Consider the following 25776-nt stretch of genomic DNA (forward strand, 5'->3'; position numbering starts at 1 on the left):
AAACAATGCACAAAATGTAAAAAAGCATGTTCCACGTGGAACATGCTTTTATCTTCATTGGTGATATCTGGTTAAACCAAATAATTAAAACAGGAAAGCGACTCTCCCATTCTAGCCTTGAGGATAGAGTTTAGATTTTCTCAAATAAAAATGGCTTACGTTTTTCCTTATCCCCATTAAGCTCATTCATCGTCTCAGCATCAAAAAGCTTACCGTTGACCATGGTATAAGTGACTTTATCTGTGACGCGTATGTCGGCTAATGGATCACCATCAATAACGATTAAGTCTGCGAGCTTACCTTCTTTAATCGAGCCTAGCTGTTGTTCCATACCAAAGGTTGTCGCAGGATTAATGGTGGCCGTTTTCAATACTTCCATATTACTCATGCCGCCTTGGGCGAACATCCACATTTCCCAATGTGCCGCTAAACCTTCACGCTGACCGTGGGCGCCAATATTTGGGTGAACCCCTAACTTATTGAGCTCGTTAGCGACTTTTGCAACATTGAAATGATTATAGTGGCCATCTGGAGCATGCGGGCGTCGCATTGATCTCGCCTGTAATATATCGGCGGGGACATACATGGACAGGCGTGGATGCGCCCACACATCGGTTTTGTCGTACCAGTAGTTTTCGCCCGAAATACCGCCATAGGCGACCACTAAGGTTGGGGTGTAACCGACTTTAGTCTGGCTCCAGAATTGTTTGATGTCGTTATAAATCGCTGCCACTGGCAGAGAGTGCTCAACCGTTGTATGGCCATCGGCGACCATAGTGAGATTGTGTTGCAGCAAACTGCCACCCTCAGGCACGACCATCATTTCGAGTTCACGAGCGGCAGCGATGACTTGTTGCCGCTGATTGCGTCGCGGTTGGTTGTAGCTTTTTACGCTAAACGCCCCGACTTTTTTCAGACGTTCAAGATGAAACTTGGCATCATCGAGTGAGTCTATATGCGATGTGTAGCCAGGCGCATTGGCACCATATAATATGGTACCAGTAGAGAAAATACGCGGGCCAACTATGTGTCCTGCTTTTTGTTGTTCGGAAGCGGCAAAAATCTCTGTCGTGTCATTCGAGGGATCGTGAATCGTGGTGACACCCAAGGAAAGGCCAGAATACAGCGCCCAGTTCTGTTGTGGCACAATTTCATCATCTGCTTGCGGTCCATGGGCGTGGGCATCGAATAGCCCTGGCATGATCGATTTTCCTTTGATGTCGATGATCTGTGCATCTTTAGGAATCCCGATATTGGCATCACCTACGGCGACAATATGATTATCTTTGACTATGACCACGCCATTGTCGATGACTTGGTCATTTTCCATTGTAATCACTTTGCCACCGACGAAGGCGATTGTTCCACGTGGAACATCGGCCTTTTCGGTAAAGCCTAAATTGATAATGCTTGGCTGAGCCTTTTCATCTTTATTGAGATATTGAGTATCAACCTTGGCTTGATAAAGTTCGGGGCCAAGCGTCCAATACAGTTGGTTGCTTTTACTGTTCCAACTGATACTTTCACCCGCACGGACACTCAATTGGCTTACGGGTAGATTGTTGGCATTGGGTCCAATCTCAACTGTTTCACCGTGTTTAGCAAAAGGCGTCACCCAAACCTTAAAGCGTTCAGCGAAGGCGAGTTGCTCACCATCGGGTGAAACCCTAAACTCAGTCGCATGCTTACTGCTGTAATGAACTCGCTTATCGAAGCCATCTAAGTTGATAGATGATAACTGTGGCGTTTCATCTTCGCTGCTATTCATAAAAAAGACGCGATCGGCATTGGCACCAAATTGAGCTTGGTAGCCATCGGCACTGATCTTCATATTTTGTTTGCCTTTGATATCGACTTTATATAGTCCAGGCTCCTGCGACCAAGTTCTTGGTGTGAGGTTACCGCCTTGGGTTTTGCGATACACAACGAGTTCACCATCCGGTGAAAAGGTGGGTTCTACGTACTTTCCTGGCTCAGATGTTAGCTGCTTAGGTTTGCCACCTTTGGCACTAATGACTTGCACTGTTCCTTGGTCTTGGTCATTCCAAGTGGTGAAAACAATATTTTTGCCATCGCGGGACCATTGGGGATACAGTTCTTCAATCCCATTATTGAGTTCAGTTAAGCGCGACATTTTTCCATCGGGTAATGATTTTAACCAAATCTTCCCTAGTGCTTCGAAGGCGACTTTACTGCCATCGGGAGAGACCTGCGCCATACGTAGCATTTTGACCTCGAAAACATCTTTATCTATATCTTGCTTAAAGCGCACTGAGGGTTGTACTGCTAACTCAGTTTTTACGCTAAAGGGGATATCTGTGAGTGTTTTGTTGGCAACATTCAGGCGGTTAATCTTTCCCTTCGCCCAGAAGAAAATATCCTTGTTATCTTGAGTCCACGCCATTGTCGGGTAGACGCCATGAATCGCCCAAGTCTCTTGCATATCACGGTCTAGTTCGCCAAACAGTTTAGTGGTTTCACCAGACTTGAGGTCGAGCAGGTAGAGTGATGAATTAAAATCATCGCGCTTTATATAGGCGAGCTTAGTGCCATCAGGACTTGGTGTTGGTCGAATTGCGCCACCGGTACCTTCAATCAAAATTTCAATGTCACCGGTTTGGGTATCATAACGTTTGAGTTTGTAGATACCGTTAACTGAGTCCTTTGAATAGTGGAATGTTTTGCCTGGCGTATCATCTTGGCTAAAGTAGATATAACGGCCATCGGGCGAGTACGCGGGTTCGCCTAAATCTTTCTGATCATTTGGGCGTTCAGTTAGTTTGACGCCTTCGCCGCCCGCTACGTGGTATAGCCACACTTCACCCGCACCTAAACTGCGGCTGGCGGTAAAATGCTTACGTGCAACAAGATACTGAGAGTCAGGGCTCCAAGCTGGACTGTTTAGCAACCTGAATGTTTCTTGGGTGACAGTTCGTGGATTGCTACCATCGGCATCCATGATCCAAATGTTATCACCACCATCGCCATCCGAGGTAAATGCGATGTGTTTGCCATCTGGGCTATAGACGGGCTGCATCTGCCAAGCAATGCCTTGGGCTAATGGCTTAGCTTCACCGCCTGATACTGGGATTTGATAAATGTCGCCGAGTAAGTCGAAGACGATATGCTTGCCATCTGGACTGACACTAAGGTTCATCCAAGTGCCTTCATTAACATCAATTTTGACTTGCTCTAAGGGAGCATTTGCTGGAGCGTTAACATTCCATTCGGCTTCCTTCGTTTCTGCTGCGTTAACGGCGAGGGTATTCATACCTAGAGCGAGGGCGATATAAAGCGGGGTAAGTTTAGATTTCAACATGTCACTTCCTGTTATCGTTCTTATGGACTGCTCGAGTGGTATTAATTTTAAGATGAACTTTTGTTAATACTCAGTCTAGTTATCGCATAAATAGATAAGAAGGAAAACGTAAATACTGTTTCAATTGATGACCGAGTGAAGGATAAGTCATGGCGATATGGATAAGAGAGCTGGCATAGCAGAAGTAGAACCAAGTCACTTGGTTCTATTTACTGAGGAGTATGGAGAATTAACTAAGAGAGCCGACTAGCTGGGAATAAAATTAGCTTGGATTAACCAGAGTGATCTCATCGCCTAAATGGATCATGGCATCATTCAATACTCGGCAGGTTACACCGCCTCGCCAATCTGGCGTGAGCGCGGCTTCTAAACCGACATGTGCTATTTCCATTTTTTTACAGGGGTCGGTCTCACCCGTGATTTCAAGTCGCAACTCGCCGATCTGTAAATGTTTACCAACATCGGCACTGCTAAATACGAGATCATCAACCAGCAGATTTGCTCTGCGAGTCGTCCAAGGTAAATCTGCCTCGATACTATGGCAGGCCTGTTGCCACTGAAGTTTAGAAAGCACAGTGACTTGGCGTTTGCCTGGACGACCAAACACATCTTTCTCTACGCCACTGAGTTGGGTGACATTGGCACAGAGAACTTCATTCATTGGGCCGCGCTTTACAGTTTTATAGGCAATCGCCAGCAGTTTTGGCATAGTTTCTCACATCCTTTGTTCATGATTAAGTCGTTAACGAATACGACTTAAAGTCCTTTTTTGATCAAATATTGATATGGCGTTTGTGTGGTTTCACTGGCAATTAAGGTGTGATCCATAAATTCACAAAAGCTTGGAATATCGCGCGTCGTAGCAGGATCATCGGCAATGATCAGCAGAGTCTCGCCAGCAGCCATTTGTCTTACCGTTTTACGCACCATCATTACAGGCTCTGGGCAGCGTAAACCAAGAGCATCGAGTCTATGCTGTGCGGTTGAGAAAGCGTCGTTCATATTACCTCTACTGAACGGTTAAGCAGAATTAGCTAATGTTACTCTAGCCCCCATGATAAACCAAGTTGGCGGTTTCAATTTGTGATCTGGTTTCATTGAGATGTATCTATCAATACGAATGTTAGATATTTAATGTTCCACGTGGAACATGATGACGAATGGGTTTCAAAATTACTCGACGGCTTTATCAACGCTTTGAGATTGAGAGATTGAATGGACATCTGCGGTACTATTCTCAGGTGCTAAATCATTTGCTGCCGCCATAGTTTGTTGCTGCTGTTTGGATGCACGTTTGTAGCTATACATTCGCTGATCGGCTTTATGAATTAAGCTATTGGCTTCTTCATATTCGTAGGGTCCAGTATCAATAATGCCAAAGCTTAAGGAAATATTGTTTAAACTGAGTTTTATTTTTTGATTGAATCGAGTGATGAAATTATCCCGAGCTTGTTCTTCACGGCAGTTAGGCATAATGATACAGAACTCATCTCCACCATATCGAAAGCAATGGTCCTCGGCCCGAGTGATTTCTTTAATCGCTTTTGCTACAGCGCGCAGTACTTCATCCCCAGATCTATGGCCTTGGGTGTCGTTGAATGACTTAAAATCATCTACGTCTAAGTAGATCACGCTGACGGGTTCTGCACGCCTTTGGGCGGCCCTGAGTATGCGCGTTGCCGTTTCTTGTAAATGCCTAACGTTAAGCAGGCCTGTTAAGGGATCGGTTTGCGACAGTTCTTCTAACTGCTGTGTCCGCTCTTTGACTTTGCTTTCCATGCTTTGGGCATATTTTTCGGCTTTATCCTTAGCGTTCTCAATCTCGGATACTAAGCTGCGAATATAAGTATCAAATACCAGCGTGACATCAAACAGCACCAGTTTATCAATCGCGGCACGGATACATTCGCCTTGATGTGTATCTTGCACTGAACAGTTGATCACGGCGTAGATAAGCTCTTTTAGCGTGTGTACCGCAGACAGGTAAAGCTTAGGCTCAACACCAATGCGTTTATGGACCAACCCAATCCGCAGGCGATTGTTTACGTACTCAAGATCATAAACACCATTAAATAAATCGAGCACATATCTTCTCTGTGCGGTACGTAAGCGGGCAAGGGTGTCTGAGTCTCCGATCAGCAGCGCAATTTCTGACACGCTGGTTTGTAAGCCATAAAAGTCATCGACGATTTTATCGATGTTTTCTTCAATGATGGGCTTAAAGGATTGTAGGGCCTTTACGTCTGCCCCAGTAAAAGAGAAGAGCGCCTTACGAGACTCGATCTCCAGCTCAGTGATCCGCATTTGTTCGAAAAGGGTCTGTTCCGTTTGTAGCATCAGGCATTCCTCTTGTAAAACAACGAATTGCATCCTTGCACTACACTGCCTAGATTTGGCTGATGATTGCTTGCCTGTTGTTGTCCACAATAGCCAGTGATGCCCTTGTAGTTAAGTTGATAACGGACTGATTTTCAAATGAACAGCAGAAGAAATGAGAAATATTAATATTTACGCTGGCAGAAAATTTGGCATAAAAAAGCCGGAACAAGTTCCGGCTTTGAAATTATTCGAGTAACGAATTAAACGCGTTCGAATACAGTGGCGATACCTTGGCCTAAACCAATACACATGGTCGCTAACCCTAAGGTCGCGTCTTTGTCTTCCATTAAGTTGATCAGCGTCGTAGAGATACGAGCGCCTGAACAACCCAGTGGGTGACCTAGTGCAATTGCGCCGCCGTTGAGGTTTATTTTGTCATCAACCACATCTGCTAGACCTAAATCTTTCACACAAGGTAAAGACTGAGCAGCAAACGCTTCGTTAAGTTCAATCACATCTAAATCGGCAACTGTGATACCGGCGCGAGCCAGTGCTTTTTGCGTGGCTGGCACTGGACCGTAACCCATAATAGCCGCGTCACAACCTGCAACCGCCATAGAGCGAATGCGTGCACGAATTGGTAAGCCAAGTGCACGCGCTTTAGATTCTTCCATGATCAACATGGCTGATGCGCCATCAGACAGTGCAGAAGAAGTACCAGCAGTCACTGTACCGTTTACTGGATCAAACACGGGGCGCAGTGCAGCCAGAGATTCCATGGTAGTTTCTGGGCGGATCACTTCGTCTTGCAGTACTTTAATTAAGGCACCGTTAGCATCGTGACCTTCAATGCCATAGATTTCTTTGGCAAAGCGGCCTTCAACCGTCGCAGCATAAGCGCGTTGGTGTGAACGTACCGCAAAAGCATCTTGCTGTTCACGGGTAATACCGTGCAGTTTACCCAGCATTTCAGCCGTTAAACCCATCATGCCAGAGGCTTTTGCCACGTTGTTAGCAAGACCTGGGTGGAAGTCGACACCATGGCTCATTGGCACGTGGCCCATGTGTTCTACGCCACCAATAATAAAGGTGTCGCCCATGCCAGTCATAATCGCACGCGCAGCTTGATGGATAGCATCCATTGATGAACCACATAGGCGGTTAACCGTCACAGCGCCAGCAGTCTTTGGAATGCCCGCTAATAGCGAAGCGTTACGGGCGATGTTGAAGCCTTGCTCTAGGGTTTGTTGCACACAACCCCAAATCACATCTTCAATCAGGTTTGGGTCGAGTTGCGGGTTACGCAGCAACAGACCTTTCATTAGTTCGGCAGACAGAGTTTCTGCACGCACATTACGAAATACGCCAGCCTTTGAGCGGCCCATCGGAGTACGGATGCAGTCTACGATAACAGCTTGTTTCATGATTAAATTCCTTTCCCGCTAATTAGGCTTGGTAGTAGCTACCGTTATTGGCTGCTAATGTGCGCATCGCATCAGTGACTTGATACAGACCGCCCAAGTGAGCGTATTTGTCTGCTAAGGCCACAAAGTTTGCGACACCCATGGTATCCAAGTAACGGAACACGCCGCCTCTGAATGGCGGGAAACCTAAGCCATAAACTAGGCCCATATCCGCTTCGGCAGGCGATGCGACAATACCTTCTTCTAAACAGCGCACGGTTTCGATGATCATAGGGATCATTGTACGGGCAATAATGTCATCGGCTTCGAAGGCTTTTAACTCGCCAAAGGCATCTTTCAATAGGCCGTAGCTTGTTGGATCGACATCTTTCTTCGGCTTGCCACGGCTATCGACTGAATAGACATAGAAACCTTTACCATTTTTCTGGCCAAGACGTTTGTTCTCAAACATCACATCAATCGCGTCAGTGCCTGATTTACCCATGCGATCAGGGAAACCTTCAGCCATAACAGCTTGGGCGTGATGACCTGTGTCTAAACCGACTACGTCGAGCAGGTAAGCTGGACCCATTGGCCAACCGAATTGTTTTTCCATCACTTTGTCGATTGCAGCAAAGTCGCCACCTTCGGCAAGTAAGCCGTTAAAGCCTGCAAAGTAAGGGAAGAGTACGCGGTTAACGAAGAAGCCAGGGCAATCATTAACAACGATTGGGGTCTTGCCCATTTTGCTGGCATAAGCCACAACAGAGGCGATGGTTTCTTCAGAGCTATGCTCGCCACGGATAACTTCGACCAACGGCATTTTGTGCACTGGGTTGAAGAAATGCATACCGCAGAAACGCTCAGGTTTCTTCATGCTCTTAGCGAGTAAGTTGATTGAAATTGTTGAGGTGTTTGACGCGATAATTGCATCTTCACTCACATAACCTTCAACTTCGGCTAAAACCTGTGCTTTGATTTTTGGATGTTCAACAACGGCTTCAACGACAACATCACTGTGTTTAATTGCGGCATAATCTAACGAAGGCGTGATGTTGTTCAGCACTTTGGCCATTTTTTCTGGCGTTGAACGGCCACGGGCGACTTGGGCAGACAGCAGTTTAGCGGCTTCATTGAGGCCTAAATCTAATGCTGGCTGGGCAATGTCTTTCATGACAATCGGTGTGCCTTTACTGGCGCTTTGGTAAGCGATGCCGCCGCCCATAATGCCTGCGCCTAATACGGCCGCGTTGTTGACTTCTTTCGCTAACTTGCCGGCTTTCTTCGCTTTACCTTTAACAAATTGATCATTAAGGAAAATACCGATAAGTGCCTTAGCAACGTCGGTTTTAGCCAGCTTGATAAAGGCTTGATGTTCGATTTGTAATGCTTCAGCACGACCTTTAGTCGATGCTTGCTCAATTACGCTTACAGCAGCCATTGGTGCAGGGTAGTGTTTACCCGCAACCGCAAACACCATGCCTTTGGCTGTGGTGAATGACATCATAGCTTCAAGTTTTGGCAGTGTTAGCGCAGACAGTTTACGGTTACGACGTGCTTGCCAATCCAGCTTTTCAGCAACAGCATCTTTCAGCATTTGAATCGCAGCAGCTTCTAACGCTTGTGGTGCAACCACGGCATCAACAGCGCCGACTTTCAGTGCATCTTCAGCGCGTTGGTCTTTACCGGTCGTGATCCACTCAAGTGCGTTATCTGCACCAATCACACGTGGCAGACGAACTGTGCCGCCAAAACCTGGGATGATGCCGAGTTTAGTTTCGGGTAAACCGATTTTGGCTGTGGTGTCTGCGATACGGAAATCGGTTGCCAGAATGGTTTCACAGCCGCCACCTAAGGCAAAGCCTTTGATTGCTGATGCGGTTGGGAAAGGCAAGTCTTCGAGTTTGTTGAAGACTGCGTTGGCTTGTTCAACCCAAGAGAGCAATACGGCGTCATCTTGTGCGAACAGGCCTAAAAATTCGGTAATGTCGGCGCCCACAATAAAGGTATCTTTACTTGAGGTCAGCACTAACGCTTTGATATTGGAATCTTGCTTGATGCTGTCTAATGCCGCATCGAGCGAGGCGAGGGTTTCTCTGTCGAATTTGTTCACCGAACCGGGTGCGTTAAAGCACAGCTTGGCAATATTATCCTCGAGTAACTCAACCTGAATTGTAGGACTTTGGTAGATCATTGCTTGCTTCCTTTTGGCTTAAAAGTGATACCCACCATTATGTGTTGGTGCTAGTACGACTCTCTATCTCACAGCAGCTTCGGCCATCATTTGACCAGTTGTGTGCCAGTGTGCTTCGAAATTCGATAAATTACAACACCCAATTTAAACGACTGTTTAATTTCTTGTCGGCTAGAGTGATTTTTCACCTTTGTGATACACTGCACAGAGTGTAGAACACCTAGAATGCGTTAAATCACTTTGCGGATAAATAGGTCTTTGTGGCTGTTTACCTTAGACGTTTAAACGCTGCAGCCATGCTAGGGTTGAACGTAACTATTAAAGATAATCATGACGTTATCGCTTTAATGTTGTTTGTTCAGCGGCCATGTATTTTAGATTGAGTGACAGTTTAGTGTTTTGATTGAATCTGTTGTTCATGATCAGATTAAGAATATGTGAGCAAATTCGGCTCATATTATTAACTTTTATTCATTGCAGGAGATGACAAATGGATCAGTTGGCTCATCACTATCGTGCCCATATTGCCGAGTTAAACCGTCGAGTCGCAGAGATTTTGTCTCGAGAAGCCTTGTCTGGTTTAGTGATCCATTCGGGTCAGCCGCATCGGATGTTTTTGGATGATATCAATTATCCCTTTAAGGCAAACCCGCACTTCAAGGCATGGTTGCCAGTGTTGGATAATCCGAATTGTTGGTTAGTGGTTGACGGCCGTGATAAGCCGCAACTGATTTTTTATCGTCCTGTGGATTTTTGGCACAAAGTGTCTGATGTGCCTGATATGTTTTGGACTGAGTATTTCGATATTAAGCTGCTGACCAAGGCTGATAAGGTCGCTGAGTTTTTACCGACAGATATCGCCAATTGGGCCTATTTAGGTGAGCATTTAGATGTGGCCGAAGTGCTGGGTTTTACCAGTCGTAATCCCGATGCTGTGATGAGTTATCTGCATTACCACAGAACCACTAAAACCGAATATGAGTTGGAATGTATGCGCCGCGCGAATCAAATTGCGGTGCAGGGACATTTGGCGGCTAAAAATGCCTTTTATAATGGTGCGAGCGAGTTCGAAATCCAGCAGCATTATTTATCTGCCGTAGGCCAGAGCGAGAATGAAGTGCCCTATGGCAATATCATCGCCCTCAACCAAAATGCGGCGATTTTGCATTACACCGCACTTGAACACCAAAGCCCTGCGAAACGTTTGTCATTTCTTATCGATGCCGGCGCGAGTTACTTTGGCTATGCCTCTGATATCACCAGAACCTATGCATTCGAGAAGAATCGTTTCGATGAATTGATCACTGCGATGAACAAGGCGCAGCTAGAGCTTATCGACATGATGCGTCCGGGCGTGCGTTATCCCGATTTACACTTGGCCACCCATGCTAAAGTCGCGCAAATGCTATTGGATTTTGATTTAGCCACAGGTGATGTCCAAGGTTTGGTCGATCAAGGCATAACCAGTGCTTTCTTCCCCCATGGCTTAGGTCATATGTTAGGCCTACAAGTGCATGATGTTGGCGGCTTCTCCCACGATGAACGCGGAACTCATATTGCGGCGCCAGAGGCCCATCCATTCCTACGTTGCACCCGCATTTTAGCGCCAAACCAAGTGCTGACCATGGAACCCGGGTTATACATTATCGATACTCTGCTTAATGAGCTTAAACAAGATAGTCGTGGCCAACAGATCAACTGGCAAACGGTTGATGAGTTAAGACCTTTTGGTGGTATTCGCATCGAAGATAACGTCATAGTGCATCAAGATAGAAACGAGAACATGACCCGAGAACTCGGTTTGACCGATTGATCATAGGGTAAAGATTAGGGCGGATGTGTGCTCGAAAGTTATAGCGTTCCCTGTGAAGATATCGTGGTCGAAGAAGAGATAAAGCATAGCCGCTTTATCTCTTTTCTGTTTCATTGCGATAGCTTTGATAAATTTAAGTTAGTACTCACTGACATAAAGCGTGACTATCCCGGCGCAAGCCATTATTGCTCAGCTTTTGTGGCTGGCGCACCGGATGATAGCGTCTTGATTGGTTCGAGTGATGACGGCGAACCTGCCGGCAGTGCTGGTCGCCCTATGTTAGCTGTGTTGCAAGGGGCGAATATCGGCGAAGTGGGCGCTGTTGTGGTGCGTTATTATGGCGGTACTAAGCTAGGCGTAGGTGGACTGGTTCGGGCTTATACGTCGGGCTTAAGGCAAGGTTTGGTTCAATTGCCGACGCGACTAAAACAGTTACGTTATCCCGCCAAGTTGCATTGTGATTATGCGCAGCTGCGCGATGTTGAGCATCTATTACAGCAAGTCGATGCCGTGATAATCGATAAGCAATTTGCTGAAGCGGTCGATATTGTGTTCGAGATAGGCAGGCAGCAACAGGCATTACTGTGTGAGTCGCTGGCGACGCTCAGTCAGGGAAGTTTGAGGCCTGAGTTTGAGCTGTGATGCCTGCGTAAATTATGCCAAAATAGCCCAAATGCTGAAAATACCTTTGCAGCCAATGGAATGATTGAACTCGCTTAATGCAATATAAAACCATAATACGAATCATAGGCCTGCTGATTGGTTTATTTTCAATCACTATGCTGCCACCAGCACTGATCGCTGTTTGGTATAACGATGGCGGCGGTACGGCGTTTATGCAGGCATTTTTTGTCAGCCTATTTATTGGTTTCTGGCTCTGGTATCCCAATCGCCACTGTAAAGAAGAATTGCGTACCCGAGAGGGTTTCTTGATTGTGGTCCTGTTCTGGACCGTACTGGGTTCCATCGGTGCTTTACCGTTTATCTTCTCGAGTCAACCCGACCTTAGCTGGACCGATAGCTTCTTCGAATCTTTCTCTGCATTAACCACCACCGGAGCCACAGTGATTGTCGGGCTCGACTTCTTACCTAAAGCCATTCTGTTTTATCGCCATATGCTGCAATGGCTCGGCGGTATGGGGATTATTGTGCTCGCCGTGGCAATTTTACCTGTGCTTGGCGTAGGGGGGATGCAGCTCTATCGCGCTGAAATTCCGGGCCCAGTGAAAGACAGTAAGATGACCCCGCGGATCGCCGAAACCGCTAAGGCACTGTGGTATATCTATTTATTGTTAACTATTTCCTGTGCTACCGCCTATTGGATGGCGGGCATGAGTGTGTTCGATGCGGTTTGCCATTCATTTTCAACTATCGCTATTGGCGGTTTTTCGACCCATGATGCTAGCATGGGGTATTTTGATAGTTCAGTGATTAACCTTATTTGTGTATTCTTTTTAATCGTTTCTGCGGTTAACTTTAGCGTGCATTTTGCGGCATTTTCGCGGCGAGGAATTAACGTTAAAGTGTATTTTAAAGATGCCGAATTTAAGATGCTGGTGGCGATTCAACTCATTCTTACCGCGATTTGTTTCCTCACGCTTTATCATTCGGGCATTTATGATTCGCCGGAAGAAACCTTAGACCATGCCTTATTTCAGGCGGTTTCCGTGGCCACTACCGCAGGGTTTGGTACTGAAAGCTTCCACATGTGGCCGCTGTTTTTACCTATTCTATTGATATTTTCGAGCTTTATCGGTGGCTGTGGTGGCTCAACTGCGGGTGGGATTAAGGTGATTCGGGTCATTTTGCTGCTGTTACAGGGCTCGCGCGAATTAAAGCGACTGGTTCATCCTAAGGCGATGTTCTCTATCCGTATCGGTTCTAAAGCCTTGCCCGATCGCGTTGTCGATGCCGTGTGGGGATTCTTCTCTGCCTATGCGCTGGTGTTTGTGATCTGTATGCTTGCACTCATGGCGATGGGATTAGATGATATTACCGCCTTTAGTGCTACCGCGGCTTGCTTAAACAATCTAGGCCCAGGCTTAGGTGCGGTAGCCAGTAACTACGCCAGTATTGGCGATGGCGCCAAATGGGTATTAGTCGCGGCTATGCTGTTTGGTCGCCTCGAAGTATTTACCTTACTGATTTTGTTTACGCCAACTTTTTGGAAGAATTAATCATGCAGACGTTAATAATCTATTCGACGATTGATGGCCAAACATTGGCAATTTGCCAAAAAATGAAGACGATTGCAGAGCAGGCGGGAGAGCAGGTTGCTCTGGTCACATTAGAGCAGGCTGATGCGTTGAGCTTAGCTGATTTTGATAAAGTGCTGATCGGCGCCAGTATTCGTTATGGTAAGCATAGACCTGAACTTTACCAGTTTGTAAACCGCCACCATGCGGTGCTCGATACTAAGATTAACGGCTTTTTTACCGTTAATGTCGTGGCGCGTAAACCCTTAAAGAATACGCCTGAAACCAATCCTTATATGCAAAAGTTTCTGCAGCTTTCACTATGGCAGCCACAGTTGCTTGAAGTGTTTGCGGGCAAGATTGATTATCCTAAATACGGTTTCTTCGATCGCACTATGATACGTTTCATCATGTGGATGACTAAAGGGCCAACCGATATCACAGGCACCTTTGAGTTTACCGATTGGGAAAAAGTCGACGCCTTCGGTAACCGCTTTAGCCAGCACTAAAAACCATTAAGCCCTAATCACTTGCAAGCGATTAGGGCTTAAATTTAAGCTAGCTTTACCGTGTTACACTGCGCAGTAGCGGCTATGCAGAATCGAAATCACTTGGGTGACTTGTTCGTTCTTGAGCTTGTAGTAAACAATTTGCGAGCTCTTACGGGTATCCACCAGATCTTCAGCGCGTAATACGGCTAAATGCTGGGATAGTGCCGACTGGCTTAATGGTACAGTGGCATTGAGTTCAGTTACGCTCAACTCTTTGTCTAGTAATAGGCATAAAATCATTAGGCGATAAGGGTTCGCTATGGCCTTAAGCCATTTAGCCGCACTTTCCGCATTAGTTACCATTGCAGCTACATCTATGTCATTTTGCATAAGGTCACTCACTTCATCGCTTTTGATTAGATAATTCTAATTGAACACCTGTGTTTACGCAATCATACTGCTCAGCCATGCAGATCTCAATTTTTGCATCTCAGAATATGAGATACGGCTGATTTGTGATCCTATCAGAGGTTTATTTAACGTAATCTTGCCACAATGGTGACATTAACTCAGTGGATCGGTAATTCCCTATGACACGCGTTCTCGTACTTTATTTTACCCGTGGTGGCCACACGGCCAAGATTGCCAATGCAATTGCCGACCAATTAACCTTTCGTGGCGCTAAGGTCGACCTTGTCGATATCAATAGTGCTGCCGCAACTTGTATCAATTGGCCCGATTACGAGGTTGTCGCCTTAGGTGCCTGCGTACTCTATGGCACCTATGATAAGAGTGTGTTCAAGTTTATCGAGCAACATGCAGAGGCTTTGGGTGCATTGCCAAACAGTTTCTTCTGCGTCAACGTGGTAGCGAGAAATCCAGAAAAACGTATTCCTGAGAATAATAAATATCTGCAAAAGTTCATCGCCTTATCGCCGTGGACGCCAGCCGATCTTAAAATTATTGCGGGGAAAGTGGATTATCCTTCATGGCCTTGGTACGACAGGTTGATGATCCAGTTGATTATGAAGATGACCAAAGGCCCAACCGATCCTAAGTCGGTTATCGATTACACCGACTGGGTTGATGTGAAGGTCTATGCCGATCATCTGCTTGAATTAGTCGACGTTACCGCTATTTAGGACGGGTCAGGCTTAATAAAAAAGGCGCTTAACTTGTTAAGCGCCTTTTTAGTATCCAAGCTCTACAGAATTAATACTTCCAGAAACTCGGGTGGAATAACACTGCTACGGTCAGAATTTCTAAACGACCGAGGAGCATGCCGAGTGACAACGCCCATTTCGCCACATCGGGCAGGGTTGAGAAGTTACCCGCAGGGCCAATAATCGGCCCTAAGCCAGGACCTACGTTCGTGACCGCCGTGATAGCGCCCGTGAAACTGGTCATAGGGTCGAGCCCTGTGAGCACTAAAATTACCGACAAGCCTACAATCACCATTACAAACAACAGCACGAAAGTGATCAGCGAGCGGACGATATCTTCACTGATGATGCGATTGTTGTAGCGTTCCCTAAAGATACCGTTTGGATGACATTGCTGTTTCAATTGCTCGCGCATAATGGCGCCAGCGATTTGAAAGCGGAAGATTTTAATCCCGCCTGAAGTTGAGCCAGAGCAGCTACCGACAAACATTAAGAACATAAAGGCGATGTTGGCAAAGGCGCCCCAAGCACCGTAATCCGTTAAGCCATAACCTGTAGTGGTCACCACAGAAACTACGTTAAAGCTGGATAAACGCAGCGCATCGAGGAGTTCAATGTCGCGGGTTTGCCACAGCCAAAAGCCAATAGAACAAGACACGAAAGTCAGGAAAAACAAGAAGCCTTTGACCTGAGCATCGTTCCAAATGCGCAGATCCCTTTGCTGTATGGTGTGCACAAACATGAGTAGCGGTAAGCCACCCGCCGACATAAAGAACACGCCAACCCAGTGAGCCGAGTGCGAAAACGCGGCCATTGAGCTATCAGATGTTGAGTAGCCGCCAGTCGATAGGGTGGTCATGGCATGGTTGATGGCTTGAAACCACGTCATTCCCGCCAGATGATAAGCAACGCAGCAGGCAACAGTTAGCAAAATATAAATAAAGAATAAGTACTTAGCCATACTTTGGGTGCGTGGTACGGCTTTATCGCTCCAATCGGACGATTCAGTGCGGAACAGCCGCATACCACCGACGTTCAAGAAGGGCAGAATGGCCACCGCCATCACGATAAAACCAATCCCGCCAAGCCACTGCAATAAAGAACGCCAGATTAAAATGCTGTGATCCATGGTATCCAACCCCGAGAGCACAGTAGAACCTGTGGTCGTGATGCCGGACATAGTCTCAAAGAAGGCGTCGGTATAGCCAATCCCGTGATATAGGGTAAAGGGCATGGCCGCAAACAGGCTCACGATCAACCACGTCAAGCTGGTTAACAGGAACATATCGCGGATATTGAGGTTAATAGTCTTGCTCTGGCCATTGTGTAAACACAAGCTGGCACTAATGCCTGTCACTAACGCCGACAGCATGAAAGAGCCCACGGTTTCCTCGGCATTGAACACGGCGAGAAGCAGTGGGATCAACATGAAGGCTGTCAGCATGGACAAAAACAGCCCTAAAATAAACAATAGTGGTCTAAAGTTCAGCATAAGTTGGCTTACTTAGGTTCTTAGAAGAAGAAAGCACTTGGTTGGAAAAGCTTCTCGACTTCGCCGACAAACTTTTTATTCACTAGGAATAAGATCACGTGATCCCCTTGTTCTATCACGGTTTTGTCGTGAGCCATTAATACTTCGTCGTTGCGGACAATAGCACCAATGGTGGTTCCCGGTGGCAACTTAATATCGCCAATGGCTTTGCCAACCACTTTAGACGTGCTGGCATCCCCGTGGGCAATCGCTTCAATTGCCTCGGCGGCGCCGCGACGTAGGGAGTAAACGTTACAGATATCACCCTGACGGATATGGGTTAACAGTGCCGAAATGGTGGCTTGCTGGGGTGAGATAGCAATGTCGATATTAGCTTCTTGGACGATATCCACATAGGCTTCGCGCTGGATCAGCACCATGACCTTTTTCGCGCCCATACGTTTTGCCAGCAATGCCGACATAATATTTGCTTCATCGTCATTGGTCACCGCAATAAATACGTCGGTTTGATCTATGTGTTCTTCGAGCAGTAATTCTTGATCCGAAGCGTCACCGCAGAACACGGTAGTATTTTCCAGTTGCTCCGATAGTGCTTCAGCCCGCTCATACTTATGCTCAATCAGTTTAACTGAGTGGGTGCGCTCAAGGCGTTTGGCTAAACCTAAGCCTATGTTACCGCCACCGGCGATCATAATATTGCGGTATGAGTTATCGAGCTTTTGCATTTCGCTCATAACAGCGCGAATGTGTCGACTGTCGGCGACGAAGAAGACTTCATCATCGGCTTCGATAATCGTGGTACCGCGAGGCATGATAGGGCGGCCTTGGCGGAAAATCGCCGCAACCCGGGTATCAATATTCGGCATGTGTTCGCGCAGTGCCGCTAACGCATTCCCCACCAGTGGGCCGCCATAATAGGCGCGAACGGCCACTAGGCTTAGCCGTCCTTCGGCAAATTCGAGTACTTGCAGTGCACCGGGATATTCAACAAGTCGCTGAATGTAAGCGGTCACTAACTGTTCAGGGGCGATTAATTCATCGATCACGAAGCCGCCGCGGGGGCGACCGTCGCTATTTTTGGTTTCACTGTCGATAAAGAGTTTATCGCGCATCGCCAGATAAGGTTCTGAACGAATACGGGCAATTTTTGTTGGTGTGCCGAAAAGGGTGTAAGCAATCTGACAGGCGGCCATGTTGCATTCATCGCTATTGGTTACCGCGATCAGCATGTCGGCATCTTCTGCGCCCGCTTCTCTGAGCACATCAGGGTGGGCTGCATGGCCCGCCACAACGCGAAGGTCATATTTATCTTGCAGGGCGCGTAGTCTGGATTTGTCATGATCGACTATGGTGATGTCATTATTCTCACCTACCAAATTCTCGGCCAAGGTTCCCCCGACTTGACCCGCACCTAATATGATAATTTTCATGGCCTTGCTTACTTCCTAATCGGTCGCTTTTAATAAACGGGCGTAATAGAACCCATCCATATTGTCTTGTCCTGGCGTGATTTGCCAACCTATATCCTGTGGCGAATTTTGCTGGGAGAGTGTGTCTAGCTTAGCATCTGCCGTTCTCTCTAAAAACGCACTGATCTGGTCGCGGTTTTCCTGCGGTAAAATCGAGCAAGTGGCATAAAGAAGCGTGCCACCGGGTTTGAGCCACTTCCAGCAATGATCGAGAATTTGCTGTTGTAGTTCAGCCAGTTCTTCGATGTCATGGTTTTTGCGTAACCATTTAATATCGGGATGGCGGCGGATCACTCCCGTGGCCGAGCATGGCGCGTCCAGTAAGATACGATCAAATTGTCCACCTTGCCACCATGAGTCAATATTGGCCGCATCGCCATGGATAAGCTCCGCTTTTAATGACAAGCGGTCAAGGTTCTGTTGCACGCGTTCGAGGCGTTTGGCATCAAAGTCGACGGCAACCAGTTTAATGCTTGGTTCAAGTTCGAGTAGATGACAGCTTTTACCACCGGGCGCCGCGCAGGCATCGAGGATTAACTCATTCGCTTGTGGCGCCAGTAATGTCGCCGCCCATTGCGCCGCGCCATCTTGCACTGAGGCTGCGCCTTCATGGAAGCGTGGCAGTGTGGCGACATCTTTTGGATGCGCTAAAAGGATGGCATCGGCACTGCTGCCTTCGCTCGCTTCAATCTCGAGTTCGGCTAAGGCAGCAAGGTATTCGGTACGGCTCTGGGATAAGCGATTGTTACGCAGCCACATAGGTGGGCGTTCATGGCTTTGTTGAATGATGTCTTGCCACTGCTCGGGATAGGCTTCTTTCAAGCGCTTAATCAACCAAGCGGGCGTGTTATAGCTTAAGGTATCTGACTCAGTGCTTAGCGGCGAAAGCTGACGCTGAATGTTGCGCAGTACACCGTTAACGACCTTAACCATGCCTTCAAATTTTAACTGGCGACAGGCTTCGGCGGTTTCTGAAATCGCGGCGTGGCTTGGAATGCGAGTGAAGTAAAGTTGATAGCAACCTATGATCAGCAACTGGTGGATAATCCTTTGCTTACCTTTGAGTGGTTTCGCTAGGCATTCACTGATGCGTTTCTCTATTTGCGGCAGAGTGCGCATCACGCCGTAACAGAGCTCGGCGAGTAGGGCTTTATCTTTGCCACTGGCAAGGTGCTTTTGTTGATCGGGCAATGCCACTGAGAGTGACACGCCTTTTTCTAATACTTCGAAGATGGCTTTCGCAGCCAGCGCGCGCAAGTTCATACTATTGTGCCTCGTTTGCGAGGCGAGTATTCGGGCTAAACCATTCACCTCGAGCATTGAGAATATCGGCAACATTGAGCGGCTTTTTCCCCGGCAGCTGCATACTCAGCAGGGTTAATACGCCGTCGGCGGTGGCGACTTCTATGCCTTTTTTGCTGGCGCTGATAATAGTGCCCGGAGCGGCTGTGCTGGTGGTTTCGCTAACTTGGGTCTGCCACACTTTAATGGTATTGCCTTGATGCTCAAAGTAACTCACTGGCCAAGGATTAAAGGCACGGACTTCTTGCCAGAGTTGCTGGGCAGATTTATTCCAATCGAGTCTGGCTTCTTCTTTACTGAGTTTTTCTGCGTAGTTCGCTAAGGCTTCATCTTGTTTTTCAGCGGCTAAGGTGCCGTTTGCTAGACCTTCGAGGGCTTGCAATAGGGCAACAGGACCTTGTTCCGCCAATTTCTCGTAAAGGCTGGCTGAGGTGTCGCTATCTTCAATCGGCAGAGTGGTTTTCAGTAGCATATCGCCGGTATCTAAACCCACATCCATCTGCATAACGGTCACGCCAGTTTCTTTGTCGCCGGCCCAAAGCGCGCGTTGGATCGGTGCGGCACCACGCCAGCGTGGCAAAATAGAACCGTGAACGTTAATACAACCTAAACGCGGTGTATCTAATACGACTTTTGGCAGGATAAGACCGTAGGCAACTACCACCATGATATCGGCGTTGAGTGCGGCAAGTTCTTGTTGCGCGGGTTCTTTACGTAATGAACCGGGTTGATACACAGGAATATTGTTGGCGACGGCGAGTTCTTTTACTGGGCTGGCGGTCAGTTTCTTGCCGCGGCCAGCGGGTCTATCGGGCTGAGTGTAAACGCCAATCACATTGTGGTGTGAGTTCAGCAGTGCTTGTAAGTGGCGAGCGGCAAAATCCGGTGTTCCGGCAAAGATGATGTTGAGTGGTTTCAAATCTGATCCTATGCTTCTTTGGCGTCCAATCGGGCCGCTTTTTCAAGTTTTTGTTTGATCCGCTGACGTTTTAGCGGCGACAGATAATCGACAAACAATTTGCCTTTGAGGTGATCCATTTCGTGTTGAATACAGATAGCAAAAAGCTCATCGGCCTCAACAATAAATTCGTTGCCGTGCCTGTCTAAGGCTTTTACCGTAACAAATTCGGCGCGATCGACTTTGGCATAAATCCCCGGAACCGACAGGCAGCCTTCTTCATTACAGAAGTCACCGCTGCTGGCGATAATTTCGGGATTAATAAACACTTTAGGTCGCTCGACTTCATCTTGTAAGTCCATGACAATAAGTTGTTTATGGTAATCCACTTGGGTCGCGGCCAGACCGATACCTTTTTCTTGGTACATGGTTTCGAACATATCATCAATTTGAGTTTGCAGCTCGGCATTAAACTCTGTGATGGGTGTGGCTTGTGTCCGCAATCTTTCGTCAGGAAATTGTAATACTTTTAATTGTGCCATACATAAACTCTTAACAAGTCTGTCAAATCTCTGCCAGTTAGTTATACTGACTGATGCTAATGGGTTAATTTTAATCTTTAGTGCCTATCAATAACAGTAAAAGCTCAAACTAAGAGCCAAACAACATGGAAATACCCATGAAACGGTTAATTTTACTCGCGTTAATGACATTCAATTGCACGTTTGTTGCCGCCGATACCCTTACGCTGAAAGCGGGGCATCCTGAGTCATATGTGGTGAAAAAGGGCGATACTCTTTGGGATATCTCCGCAGCGTTTCTAAATGATCCATGGAAATGGCCACGTCTTTGGGATGTAAACCCACAGATTGCCAATCCCCATCTTATTTATCCTGGCGATCAACTCACGCTCGTGTTTGTCGATGGTCAGCCTCGGCTTGTGCGCAACGGCGACATGGTCGACAGTGCTAAACCCCATGTGAAGAAGAGTCCTGAAGGACGGATTATTGCTAAGAGCAATGCCATTCCTGCCGTCGACTTGGCCTTAATTGAACAGTATTTAGTGCAGAATCGCGTTGTCGCAACCGACTGGCTTGCCGAGCAACCTATGGTATTAGCAGGTGAAAGCCCATCGCGTCACCATATTGTGGGTGATGTGATTTATATTGATGCTGAACTGCCGATGAATCAAAAGTACGGTGTTTACGAACGTGGTCGCGAGTTTTTCAATAAAGCGTCAGGCGAAGCGATAGGACAAGAGGCCATTTTAGCCTCTACTGGGCAAGTGGTTGAGTCTGGTAAGGTTTCAAAAATTAAGTTGTTAACCAGCTTTCGTGAAACCAAAGCGGGTTTCAGAGTCATGCCGATGGAAAGTGATTCCTTGATGTCAGCTTACTTTACGCCAAAACCGGCAGAGTTAAAGACGCCAGCCGTCGTGCTTGCTATCGAATCAAAGATGCGTGAAGCGGGTAAGTTGGATGTGGTGTACTTAGATAAAGGCACCCAAGATGGGGTTGAGCCCGGAGTCGTGTTTTCTATTTACCGTGATGGTGAAGTCATCGTCATCAACAATGATGGTATGCCAGTGCCTGCCACTGAGCGCACCGCCTACGATAACTTAATGGCATCTGTCTCATCGGATCGCGCTATTCAAATGCCAGATATCTATCATGGCAAACTGTTGGTGTTCAAAGTATTCGACAAAGCGAGCTTAGGTTTGATTGTCTCCACTGAGCGGCCTGTGCGTGTCGACGATAAGTTAATTGCCCCTGAGTCTTTAGCCTTAAGAGGTCAGTAATATCTGAACATTTGGTCGATTGGTTAGTTGTTTGCGCTGTATCTGGGCTGGGACCCGCTCGGATCCAACAATTATTAACGCACATGGAAGTGGACGACCTCAGGCAAAGGTTAGAGCACGAGAGAGAAGCGCTACCTTTATCTGACCATCTGCTCCATAGTCTCGCTATTGATTATCAAAAAGTCGATGTCGCCCTCGAATGGCAGCAGCAAGCCGCAGACAATCATCTTGTTTGTTTCTCCGATCCGCTTTATCCGCCGTTATTAAAACAACTCTCAGATCCGCCCGCGGTCCTGTTCGTTAAAGGTTGTTTGGAGGCGTTAGCCCTTCCTTATCTTGCAATTGTCGGCAGTCGTAATGCTTCACCTGGTGGATTGCAGGTCGCTTATCAGCTGGCTGCGGAGATGTCCTCAATGGGATTTGGTATCTGCAGCGGTATGGCTATGGGGATTGATGGCGCTGCCCATAAAGCCTGTGTTGAACATCAAGGGCGAACTGTTGCTGTGCTCGGGACTGGCATTGAGACTGTTTATCCACGAAAACATCGGCAGCTTTATCATGATATTCAGCAGCAAGGCTGTATACTTAGCGAGTTTTGGCCAGATGTCGGTCCCTTTGCGGGGAATTTCCCGAAACGAAATCGGATTATTAGCGGTCTGTCTTTAGGGACTCTTGTGGTTGAAGCCTGTCGTAAAAGCGGTTCTTTAATCACAGCGAGGTTGGCGATGGAGCAAGGGCGTGAGGTGTTTGCCGTTCCGGGCTCAATCTTGGGCGGTTACCATCAAGGCTGTCATGATTTATTACGTGATGGGGCAAAACTTGTGGAAACAGCCGCCGATATAGTGGAGGAGTTGGCAAGTTTAACCGCTTACCACCTTGAAGAATTGAAGTTATGCCACCATATACAGCAAGGCGAGATTTGTAATTTGCCATTTTCGTCTCTGTTAGCTAGTGTAGGTTATGAAACTACATCCATTGATGCAGTAGTTGAACATAGTGGGAAAACGATAGATCTGGTGTTAGAACAAATGCTTGAACTTGAGTTGCAAGGTTGGGTGATTGCAGTACCCGGTGGTTACGTCAGAGTAAAGAGGAGCTAGCCATGTTTGATATCCTCATGTATCTATTTGAAAACTATGTTCACAGTGAAGTTGAACTACTAGTTGATGAAGACGAGTTAACCAAGGAACTCACTCGTGCCGGATTTCATCAATCCGAGATTTTAAAAGCGTTAACTTGGTTAGAGCGCTTAGCAGAATTACAAGAAGGGGATAAACCTTATCTTTGTAATCACGATCAGCATTCGTTTCGTATCTATACAAAGGACGAAATGGACAAGCTGGATGTGGAATCCCGCGGTTTCTTGCTGTTTTTAGAGCAAGTTAAAGTGCTGAATGTCGAAACCCGTGAAATGGTGATCGATAGAGTCATGGAGTTGGATGAGCCAACCCTGATTTTAGAAGATCTCAAATGGGTTATCTTAATGGTGTTGTTTAACGCTCCTGGTCATGAGTCCGCTTATGAGCAAATGGAAGATTTAATCTTCGAACAGCCCGAAGGCCGACTACATTCTTAATCGTTGTGAAAGATGAATTATGAGAGAAAGGAGGCTAAGACCTCCTTTTTTGATGCCATAAATTCCTTGATGGCACTGCGCTTGATATCCTAATGCGCTACGACAGGTGGTGAATGATTATGTCTAAGATTGATGAACAATTATTTAGTGCCCACGAACACGCACTGGAAAAAGAATACGAACTTTGCCCTGAATGTGGCAGCGAGTTATCGGTCAAGCACAGTAAGCACGGCGGTTTTATTGGCTGCAATAATTACCCTAGCTGTAATTACACTCGTCCCTTAGTGCAGCACGAATCCATTGAAACTCAAGTGATTGAAGGTTCTGTTTGCCCTGAATGTGGCCACGAGCTGGCGGTAAAATCTGGTCGATTTGGGATCTTTATCGGTTGCACTCAATACCCTAGCTGCACGCATATTGAAAAACAGGATCAAGCGGGTGACAAGCCTGATATCCCGTGCCCAGAATGCAAAACGGGTAAACTGGAGCACAGAACGAGCCGCTTCGGAAAGAGTTTTTATGCCTGTAGCGCTTACCCTAAGTGCAAGTTTATTGTGAATTATCCTCCGGTTGCTGAAGATTGCCCGAGCTGTGGTTTTGGGATCTTAGTCGAGCGTAAAGGTGCGGCGGGGATGCGTTTAGAATGTCCGCAAAAAACCTGCAAGTACAAGCGCCCCTTGTAGCGAGGCCATTGCATAATATTTGTTGCCTTAGTGCGGCTTGAGTATAATCCCCAACCGACCGTTAGATGGGGCGGCGAAGATTCGGGTAATGACAAAAACTGACAAGACGCATAAGGTGATTTGATAATGTTGCAGCTACACCCATCCGATATAAAAGACATCATTCTTGACGGTGGCGTTATCGCTTATCCAACCGAGGCGGTTTATGGCCTAGGTTGTGACCCTGATAACGACACTGCTATCCAAAAGTTATTGGCGGTAAAACAGCGCCCATGGCAAAAAGGACTGATTTTAGTCGCCAGTGATTTTCAGCAGCTTTTAGCCTATGTTGATGAGTCACAATTAACGGCTGAGCAGCTTGAATTTGCATTTTCCAAGTGGCCCGGGCCTTTTACCTTTGTCATGCCAATCAAAGCGCATGTTTCAAAATACCTCTGTGGCGAATTTGACTCTATCGCAGTGCGAGTGTCGGCCCATGCTGGGGTACAAGCCCTGTGCCGCGCGCTTAATAAACCTTTAGTGTCGACCAGTGCTAACCTTGCAGGTGAAGATCCCGCATTAACTGCCGCTGAAATCCTCGCTGATTTTACCGGTAAAATCGATGCACTGGTATTAGGCGAACTCGGCGAACAACGTCAGCCCTCGACCATCATAGATGCGCGTAGCGGCAAAATTTTACGAAATGGACAATGAGCAAACCAATAATAAGGATAACAAGATGAGTGTGCCTGATGTTGCAGTGGTAAAAGCGTTTTTACTCGATTTACAAAACCGAATTTGTGCCGGTTTACAGGCTCTGGATGGCCAAGCAACGTTTGCCGCCGATTCATGGACCCGCGCCGAAGGCGGTGGTGGCACGAGCCGAGTATTAACCCAAGGTGCAGTATTCGAGCAAGCTGGAGTTAACTTTTCCCATGTGACTGGCGCCGCTATGCCGGCATCAGCTACGGCGCATCGCCCAGAATTGGCGGGTCGCAGTTTTGAAGCTATGGGTGTGTCTTTAGTGATCCATCCTAACAATCCGTATATACCGACTACTCACGCCAATGTGCGCTTCTTCATCGCCCAAAAAGAAGGTGCCGATCCTGTGTGGTGGTTTGGCGGTGGTTTTGACTTAACACCTTATTATCCATTTGAGGAAGATGTGCGCGAGTGGCATCAAACGTCTAAGGATATTTGTGCGCCTTTCGGGGATGAGGTTTATCCCAAGTATAAGAAATGGTGCGATGAGTATTTCTTCCTGCCGCATCGTAATGAAACCCGCGGTGTGGGCGGACTTTTTTTCGATGACTTGAATCAAGCAGGATTCGAGCAAAGCTTTAGCTTTATGCAAGCCGTGGGCAATGGCTTCTTAACGGCCTATGCGCCGATTGTTGAGCGTCGTAAGGATACTGAGTTCGGTGAGCGTGAGCGTCAGTTCCAACTCTATCGCCGTGGTCGTTATGTTGAGTTCAACTTAGTCTACGACAGAGGCACGCTGTTTGGTCTGCAGACAGGTGGACGTACCGAGTCTATCTTAATGTCGATGCCGCCATTAGTGCGTTGGCAATATGCTTATACGCCAGAGGCGGGAAGCCCAGAGGCAGATTTGTACGATAACTACCTCAAACCACGCGACTGGGTTTAGCCGTTAATCTTAAAAAGTGGATGCCATATCCACG

At 47.1% G+C, this 25776-nt stretch carries 23 protein-coding genes; 11 read left to right on the forward strand and 12 right to left on the reverse strand.

The window, feature by feature from the left end:
* Positions 1-130: 130 nt before the first annotated feature.
* The 6 genes from OX890_RS02215 to fadB form a co-directional block, all read right to left on the reverse strand.
* Positions 131-3319, reverse strand: a complete 3189-nt coding sequence (locus OX890_RS02215; RefSeq protein ID WP_268650038.1) for an amidohydrolase family protein — start codon at positions 3317-3319, stop codon at positions 131-133.
* 262 nt (positions 3320-3581) lie between these two features.
* Entirely contained in the window at positions 3582-4028 is a 447-nt protein-coding gene (locus tag OX890_RS02220; RefSeq protein ID WP_268650039.1) for an MOSC domain-containing protein, read from the reverse strand.
* Between the two features lie 47 nt (positions 4029-4075).
* A complete protein-coding gene (gene tusA / locus OX890_RS02225; protein WP_006083810.1) occupies positions 4076-4321 on the reverse strand; it encodes a sulfurtransferase TusA in 246 nt (81 codons plus the stop codon).
* A 171-nt stretch (positions 4322-4492) separates the two neighbouring features.
* Positions 4493-5656 carry a diguanylate cyclase domain-containing protein gene (locus tag OX890_RS02230; RefSeq protein WP_268650040.1) on the reverse strand — a complete coding sequence of 388 codons (1164 nt, stop codon included), beginning with the start codon at positions 5654-5656 and terminating at the stop codon, positions 4493-4495.
* A 242-nt stretch (positions 5657-5898) separates the two neighbouring features.
* Positions 5899-7062, reverse strand: coding sequence for an acetyl-CoA C-acyltransferase FadA (gene fadA / locus OX890_RS02235; RefSeq protein ID WP_006083808.1), 1164 nt, complete (start codon positions 7060-7062; stop codon positions 5899-5901).
* A gap of 22 nt (positions 7063-7084) precedes the next feature.
* Complete coding sequence (gene fadB / locus OX890_RS02240; RefSeq protein ID WP_063883865.1) at positions 7085-9235, reverse strand: fatty acid oxidation complex subunit alpha FadB; 2151 nt, start codon at positions 9233-9235, stop codon at positions 7085-7087.
* Between the two features lie 490 nt (positions 9236-9725).
* Between fadB and pepQ the strand changes: the two genes are divergently transcribed.
* The 4 genes from pepQ (at position 9726) to hemG (OX890_RS02260) (ending at position 13752) form a co-directional block, all read left to right on the forward strand.
* Positions 9726-11048 carry a Xaa-Pro dipeptidase gene (pepQ, locus tag OX890_RS02245; protein ID WP_268650041.1) on the forward strand — a complete coding sequence of 441 codons (1323 nt, stop codon included), beginning with the start codon at positions 9726-9728 and terminating at the stop codon, positions 11046-11048.
* A gap of 27 nt (positions 11049-11075) precedes the next feature.
* Positions 11076-11690, forward strand: a complete 615-nt coding sequence (locus OX890_RS02250; protein WP_063883867.1) for a YigZ family protein — start codon at positions 11076-11078, stop codon at positions 11688-11690.
* A 77-nt stretch (positions 11691-11767) separates the two neighbouring features.
* Positions 11768-13225 (forward strand): TrkH family potassium uptake protein, encoded by a 1458-nt coding sequence (locus OX890_RS02255; RefSeq protein ID WP_126490848.1) that lies wholly within the window; start codon positions 11768-11770, stop codon positions 13223-13225.
* A gap of 2 nt (positions 13226-13227) precedes the next feature.
* Positions 13228-13752: a menaquinone-dependent protoporphyrinogen IX dehydrogenase gene (gene hemG, locus OX890_RS02260; RefSeq protein ID WP_011845350.1), complete on the forward strand. Its 525-nt coding sequence runs from the start codon at positions 13228-13230 to the stop codon at positions 13750-13752.
* Positions 13753-13815: 63 nt separating this feature from the next.
* Here hemG (OX890_RS02260) and OX890_RS02265 read toward each other — a convergent pair whose 3' ends face one another.
* Positions 13816-14124: an ArsR/SmtB family transcription factor gene (locus OX890_RS02265; RefSeq protein ID WP_006083802.1), complete on the reverse strand. Its 309-nt coding sequence runs from the start codon at positions 14122-14124 to the stop codon at positions 13816-13818.
* A 200-nt stretch (positions 14125-14324) separates the two neighbouring features.
* Here OX890_RS02265 and hemG (OX890_RS02270) point away from each other — a divergent pair, with 200 nt between their 5' ends.
* Positions 14325-14876: a menaquinone-dependent protoporphyrinogen IX dehydrogenase gene (gene hemG / locus OX890_RS02270; RefSeq protein WP_126490849.1), complete on the forward strand. Its 552-nt coding sequence runs from the start codon at positions 14325-14327 to the stop codon at positions 14874-14876.
* A 70-nt stretch (positions 14877-14946) separates the two neighbouring features.
* On the opposite strand, the gene OX890_RS02275 is transcribed toward hemG (OX890_RS02270), so the two are convergent.
* From OX890_RS02275 to def, 5 genes are read right to left on the reverse strand one after another with little or no spacing between them, the layout of a single operon-like run.
* Positions 14947-16389, reverse strand: coding sequence for a TrkH family potassium uptake protein (locus OX890_RS02275; protein ID WP_126490850.1), 1443 nt, complete (start codon positions 16387-16389; stop codon positions 14947-14949).
* Positions 16390-16409: 20 nt separating this feature from the next.
* A complete protein-coding gene (gene trkA, locus OX890_RS02280) occupies positions 16410-17819 on the reverse strand; it encodes a Trk system potassium transporter TrkA (protein ID WP_006083799.1) in 1410 nt (469 codons plus the stop codon).
* A 15-nt stretch (positions 17820-17834) separates the two neighbouring features.
* Positions 17835-19121, reverse strand: a complete 1287-nt coding sequence (rsmB, locus tag OX890_RS02285) for a 16S rRNA (cytosine(967)-C(5))-methyltransferase RsmB (RefSeq protein WP_259508273.1) — start codon at positions 19119-19121, stop codon at positions 17835-17837.
* A gap of 1 nt (position 19122) precedes the next feature.
* On the reverse strand, positions 19123-20079 hold the full coding sequence (fmt, locus tag OX890_RS02290) for a methionyl-tRNA formyltransferase (protein WP_126490852.1): 957 nt from the start codon (positions 20077-20079) through the stop codon (positions 19123-19125).
* 8 nt (positions 20080-20087) lie between these two features.
* Entirely contained in the window at positions 20088-20600 is a 513-nt protein-coding gene (gene def, locus OX890_RS02295; RefSeq protein WP_006084795.1) for a peptide deformylase, read from the reverse strand.
* A 125-nt stretch (positions 20601-20725) separates the two neighbouring features.
* Between def and OX890_RS02300 the strand changes: the two genes are divergently transcribed.
* The 6 genes from OX890_RS02300 to hemF all read left to right on the forward strand — a co-directional run bounded on the left by OX890_RS02300 (position 20726) and on the right by hemF (position 25742).
* Positions 20726-21856 carry a LysM peptidoglycan-binding domain-containing protein gene (locus OX890_RS02300; RefSeq protein WP_006084796.1) on the forward strand — a complete coding sequence of 377 codons (1131 nt, stop codon included), beginning with the start codon at positions 20726-20728 and terminating at the stop codon, positions 21854-21856.
* 83 nt (positions 21857-21939) lie between these two features.
* On the forward strand, positions 21940-22956 hold the full coding sequence (dprA, locus tag OX890_RS02305) for a DNA-processing protein DprA (protein WP_172599541.1): 1017 nt from the start codon (positions 21940-21942) through the stop codon (positions 22954-22956).
* Positions 22957-22958: 2 nt separating this feature from the next.
* A complete protein-coding gene (locus tag OX890_RS02310) occupies positions 22959-23432 on the forward strand; it encodes a DUF494 family protein (protein ID WP_006083793.1) in 474 nt (157 codons plus the stop codon).
* A 119-nt stretch (positions 23433-23551) separates the two neighbouring features.
* Positions 23552-24115 carry a DNA topoisomerase family protein gene (locus OX890_RS02315; RefSeq protein WP_071939894.1) on the forward strand — a complete coding sequence of 188 codons (564 nt, stop codon included), beginning with the start codon at positions 23552-23554 and terminating at the stop codon, positions 24113-24115.
* Between the two features lie 126 nt (positions 24116-24241).
* A complete protein-coding gene (locus OX890_RS02320) occupies positions 24242-24808 on the forward strand; it encodes an L-threonylcarbamoyladenylate synthase (RefSeq protein ID WP_226060052.1) in 567 nt (188 codons plus the stop codon).
* Between the two features lie 25 nt (positions 24809-24833).
* Positions 24834-25742, forward strand: coding sequence for an oxygen-dependent coproporphyrinogen oxidase (hemF, locus tag OX890_RS02325; protein WP_126490855.1), 909 nt, complete (start codon positions 24834-24836; stop codon positions 25740-25742).
* The last annotated feature ends 34 nt before the right edge of the window (positions 25743-25776 follow it).

Source organism: Shewanella sp. DAU305 (assembly GCF_026802235.1).
Classification (GTDB): Bacteria; Pseudomonadota; Gammaproteobacteria; order Enterobacterales; family Shewanellaceae; genus Shewanella; species Shewanella baltica.

Excerpts from the sequence above, each read along its gene's own strand:
- OX890_RS02215 (WP_268650038.1), bottom strand. The coding sequence starts at position 3,319 with ATGTTGAAATCTAAACTTACCCCGCTTTATATCGCCCTCGCTCTAGGT.
- OX890_RS02320 (WP_226060052.1), top strand. The coding sequence starts at position 24,242 with ATGTTGCAGCTACACCCATCCGATATAAAAGACATCATTCTTGACGGT.
- dprA (WP_172599541.1), top strand. The coding sequence starts at position 21,940 with ATGGAAGTGGACGACCTCAGGCAAAGGTTAGAGCACGAGAGAGAAGCG.
- OX890_RS02315 (WP_071939894.1), top strand. The coding sequence starts at position 23,552 with ATGTCTAAGATTGATGAACAATTATTTAGTGCCCACGAACACGCACTG.
- OX890_RS02255 (WP_126490848.1), top strand. The coding sequence starts at position 11,768 with ATGCAATATAAAACCATAATACGAATCATAGGCCTGCTGATTGGTTTA.
- fadB (WP_063883865.1), bottom strand. The coding sequence starts at position 9,235 with ATGATCTACCAAAGTCCTACAATTCAGGTTGAGTTACTCGAGGATAAT.
- fadA (WP_006083808.1), bottom strand. The coding sequence starts at position 7,062 with ATGAAACAAGCTGTTATCGTAGACTGCATCCGTACTCCGATGGGCCGC.
- trkA (WP_006083799.1), bottom strand. The coding sequence starts at position 17,819 with ATGAAAATTATCATATTAGGTGCGGGTCAAGTCGGGGGAACCTTGGCC.
- tusA (WP_006083810.1), bottom strand. The coding sequence starts at position 4,321 with ATGAACGACGCTTTCTCAACCGCACAGCATAGACTCGATGCTCTTGGT.
- rsmB (WP_259508273.1), bottom strand. The coding sequence starts at position 19,121 with ATGAACTTGCGCGCGCTGGCTGCGAAAGCCATCTTCGAAGTATTAGAA.
- hemF (WP_126490855.1), top strand. The coding sequence starts at position 24,834 with ATGAGTGTGCCTGATGTTGCAGTGGTAAAAGCGTTTTTACTCGATTTA.
- OX890_RS02265 (WP_006083802.1), bottom strand. The coding sequence starts at position 14,124 with ATGCAAAATGACATAGATGTAGCTGCAATGGTAACTAATGCGGAAAGT.
- hemG (WP_011845350.1), top strand. The coding sequence starts at position 13,228 with ATGCAGACGTTAATAATCTATTCGACGATTGATGGCCAAACATTGGCA.
- OX890_RS02220 (WP_268650039.1), bottom strand. The coding sequence starts at position 4,028 with ATGCCAAAACTGCTGGCGATTGCCTATAAAACTGTAAAGCGCGGCCCA.
- def (WP_006084795.1), bottom strand. The coding sequence starts at position 20,600 with ATGGCACAATTAAAAGTATTACAATTTCCTGACGAAAGATTGCGGACA.
- hemG (WP_126490849.1), top strand. The coding sequence starts at position 14,325 with ATGACACGCGTTCTCGTACTTTATTTTACCCGTGGTGGCCACACGGCC.
- OX890_RS02300 (WP_006084796.1), top strand. The coding sequence starts at position 20,726 with ATGGAAATACCCATGAAACGGTTAATTTTACTCGCGTTAATGACATTC.
- OX890_RS02310 (WP_006083793.1), top strand. The coding sequence starts at position 22,959 with ATGTTTGATATCCTCATGTATCTATTTGAAAACTATGTTCACAGTGAA.
- pepQ (WP_268650041.1), top strand. The coding sequence starts at position 9,726 with ATGGATCAGTTGGCTCATCACTATCGTGCCCATATTGCCGAGTTAAAC.
- OX890_RS02230 (WP_268650040.1), bottom strand. The coding sequence starts at position 5,656 with ATGCTACAAACGGAACAGACCCTTTTCGAACAAATGCGGATCACTGAG.
- OX890_RS02275 (WP_126490850.1), bottom strand. The coding sequence starts at position 16,389 with ATGCTGAACTTTAGACCACTATTGTTTATTTTAGGGCTGTTTTTGTCC.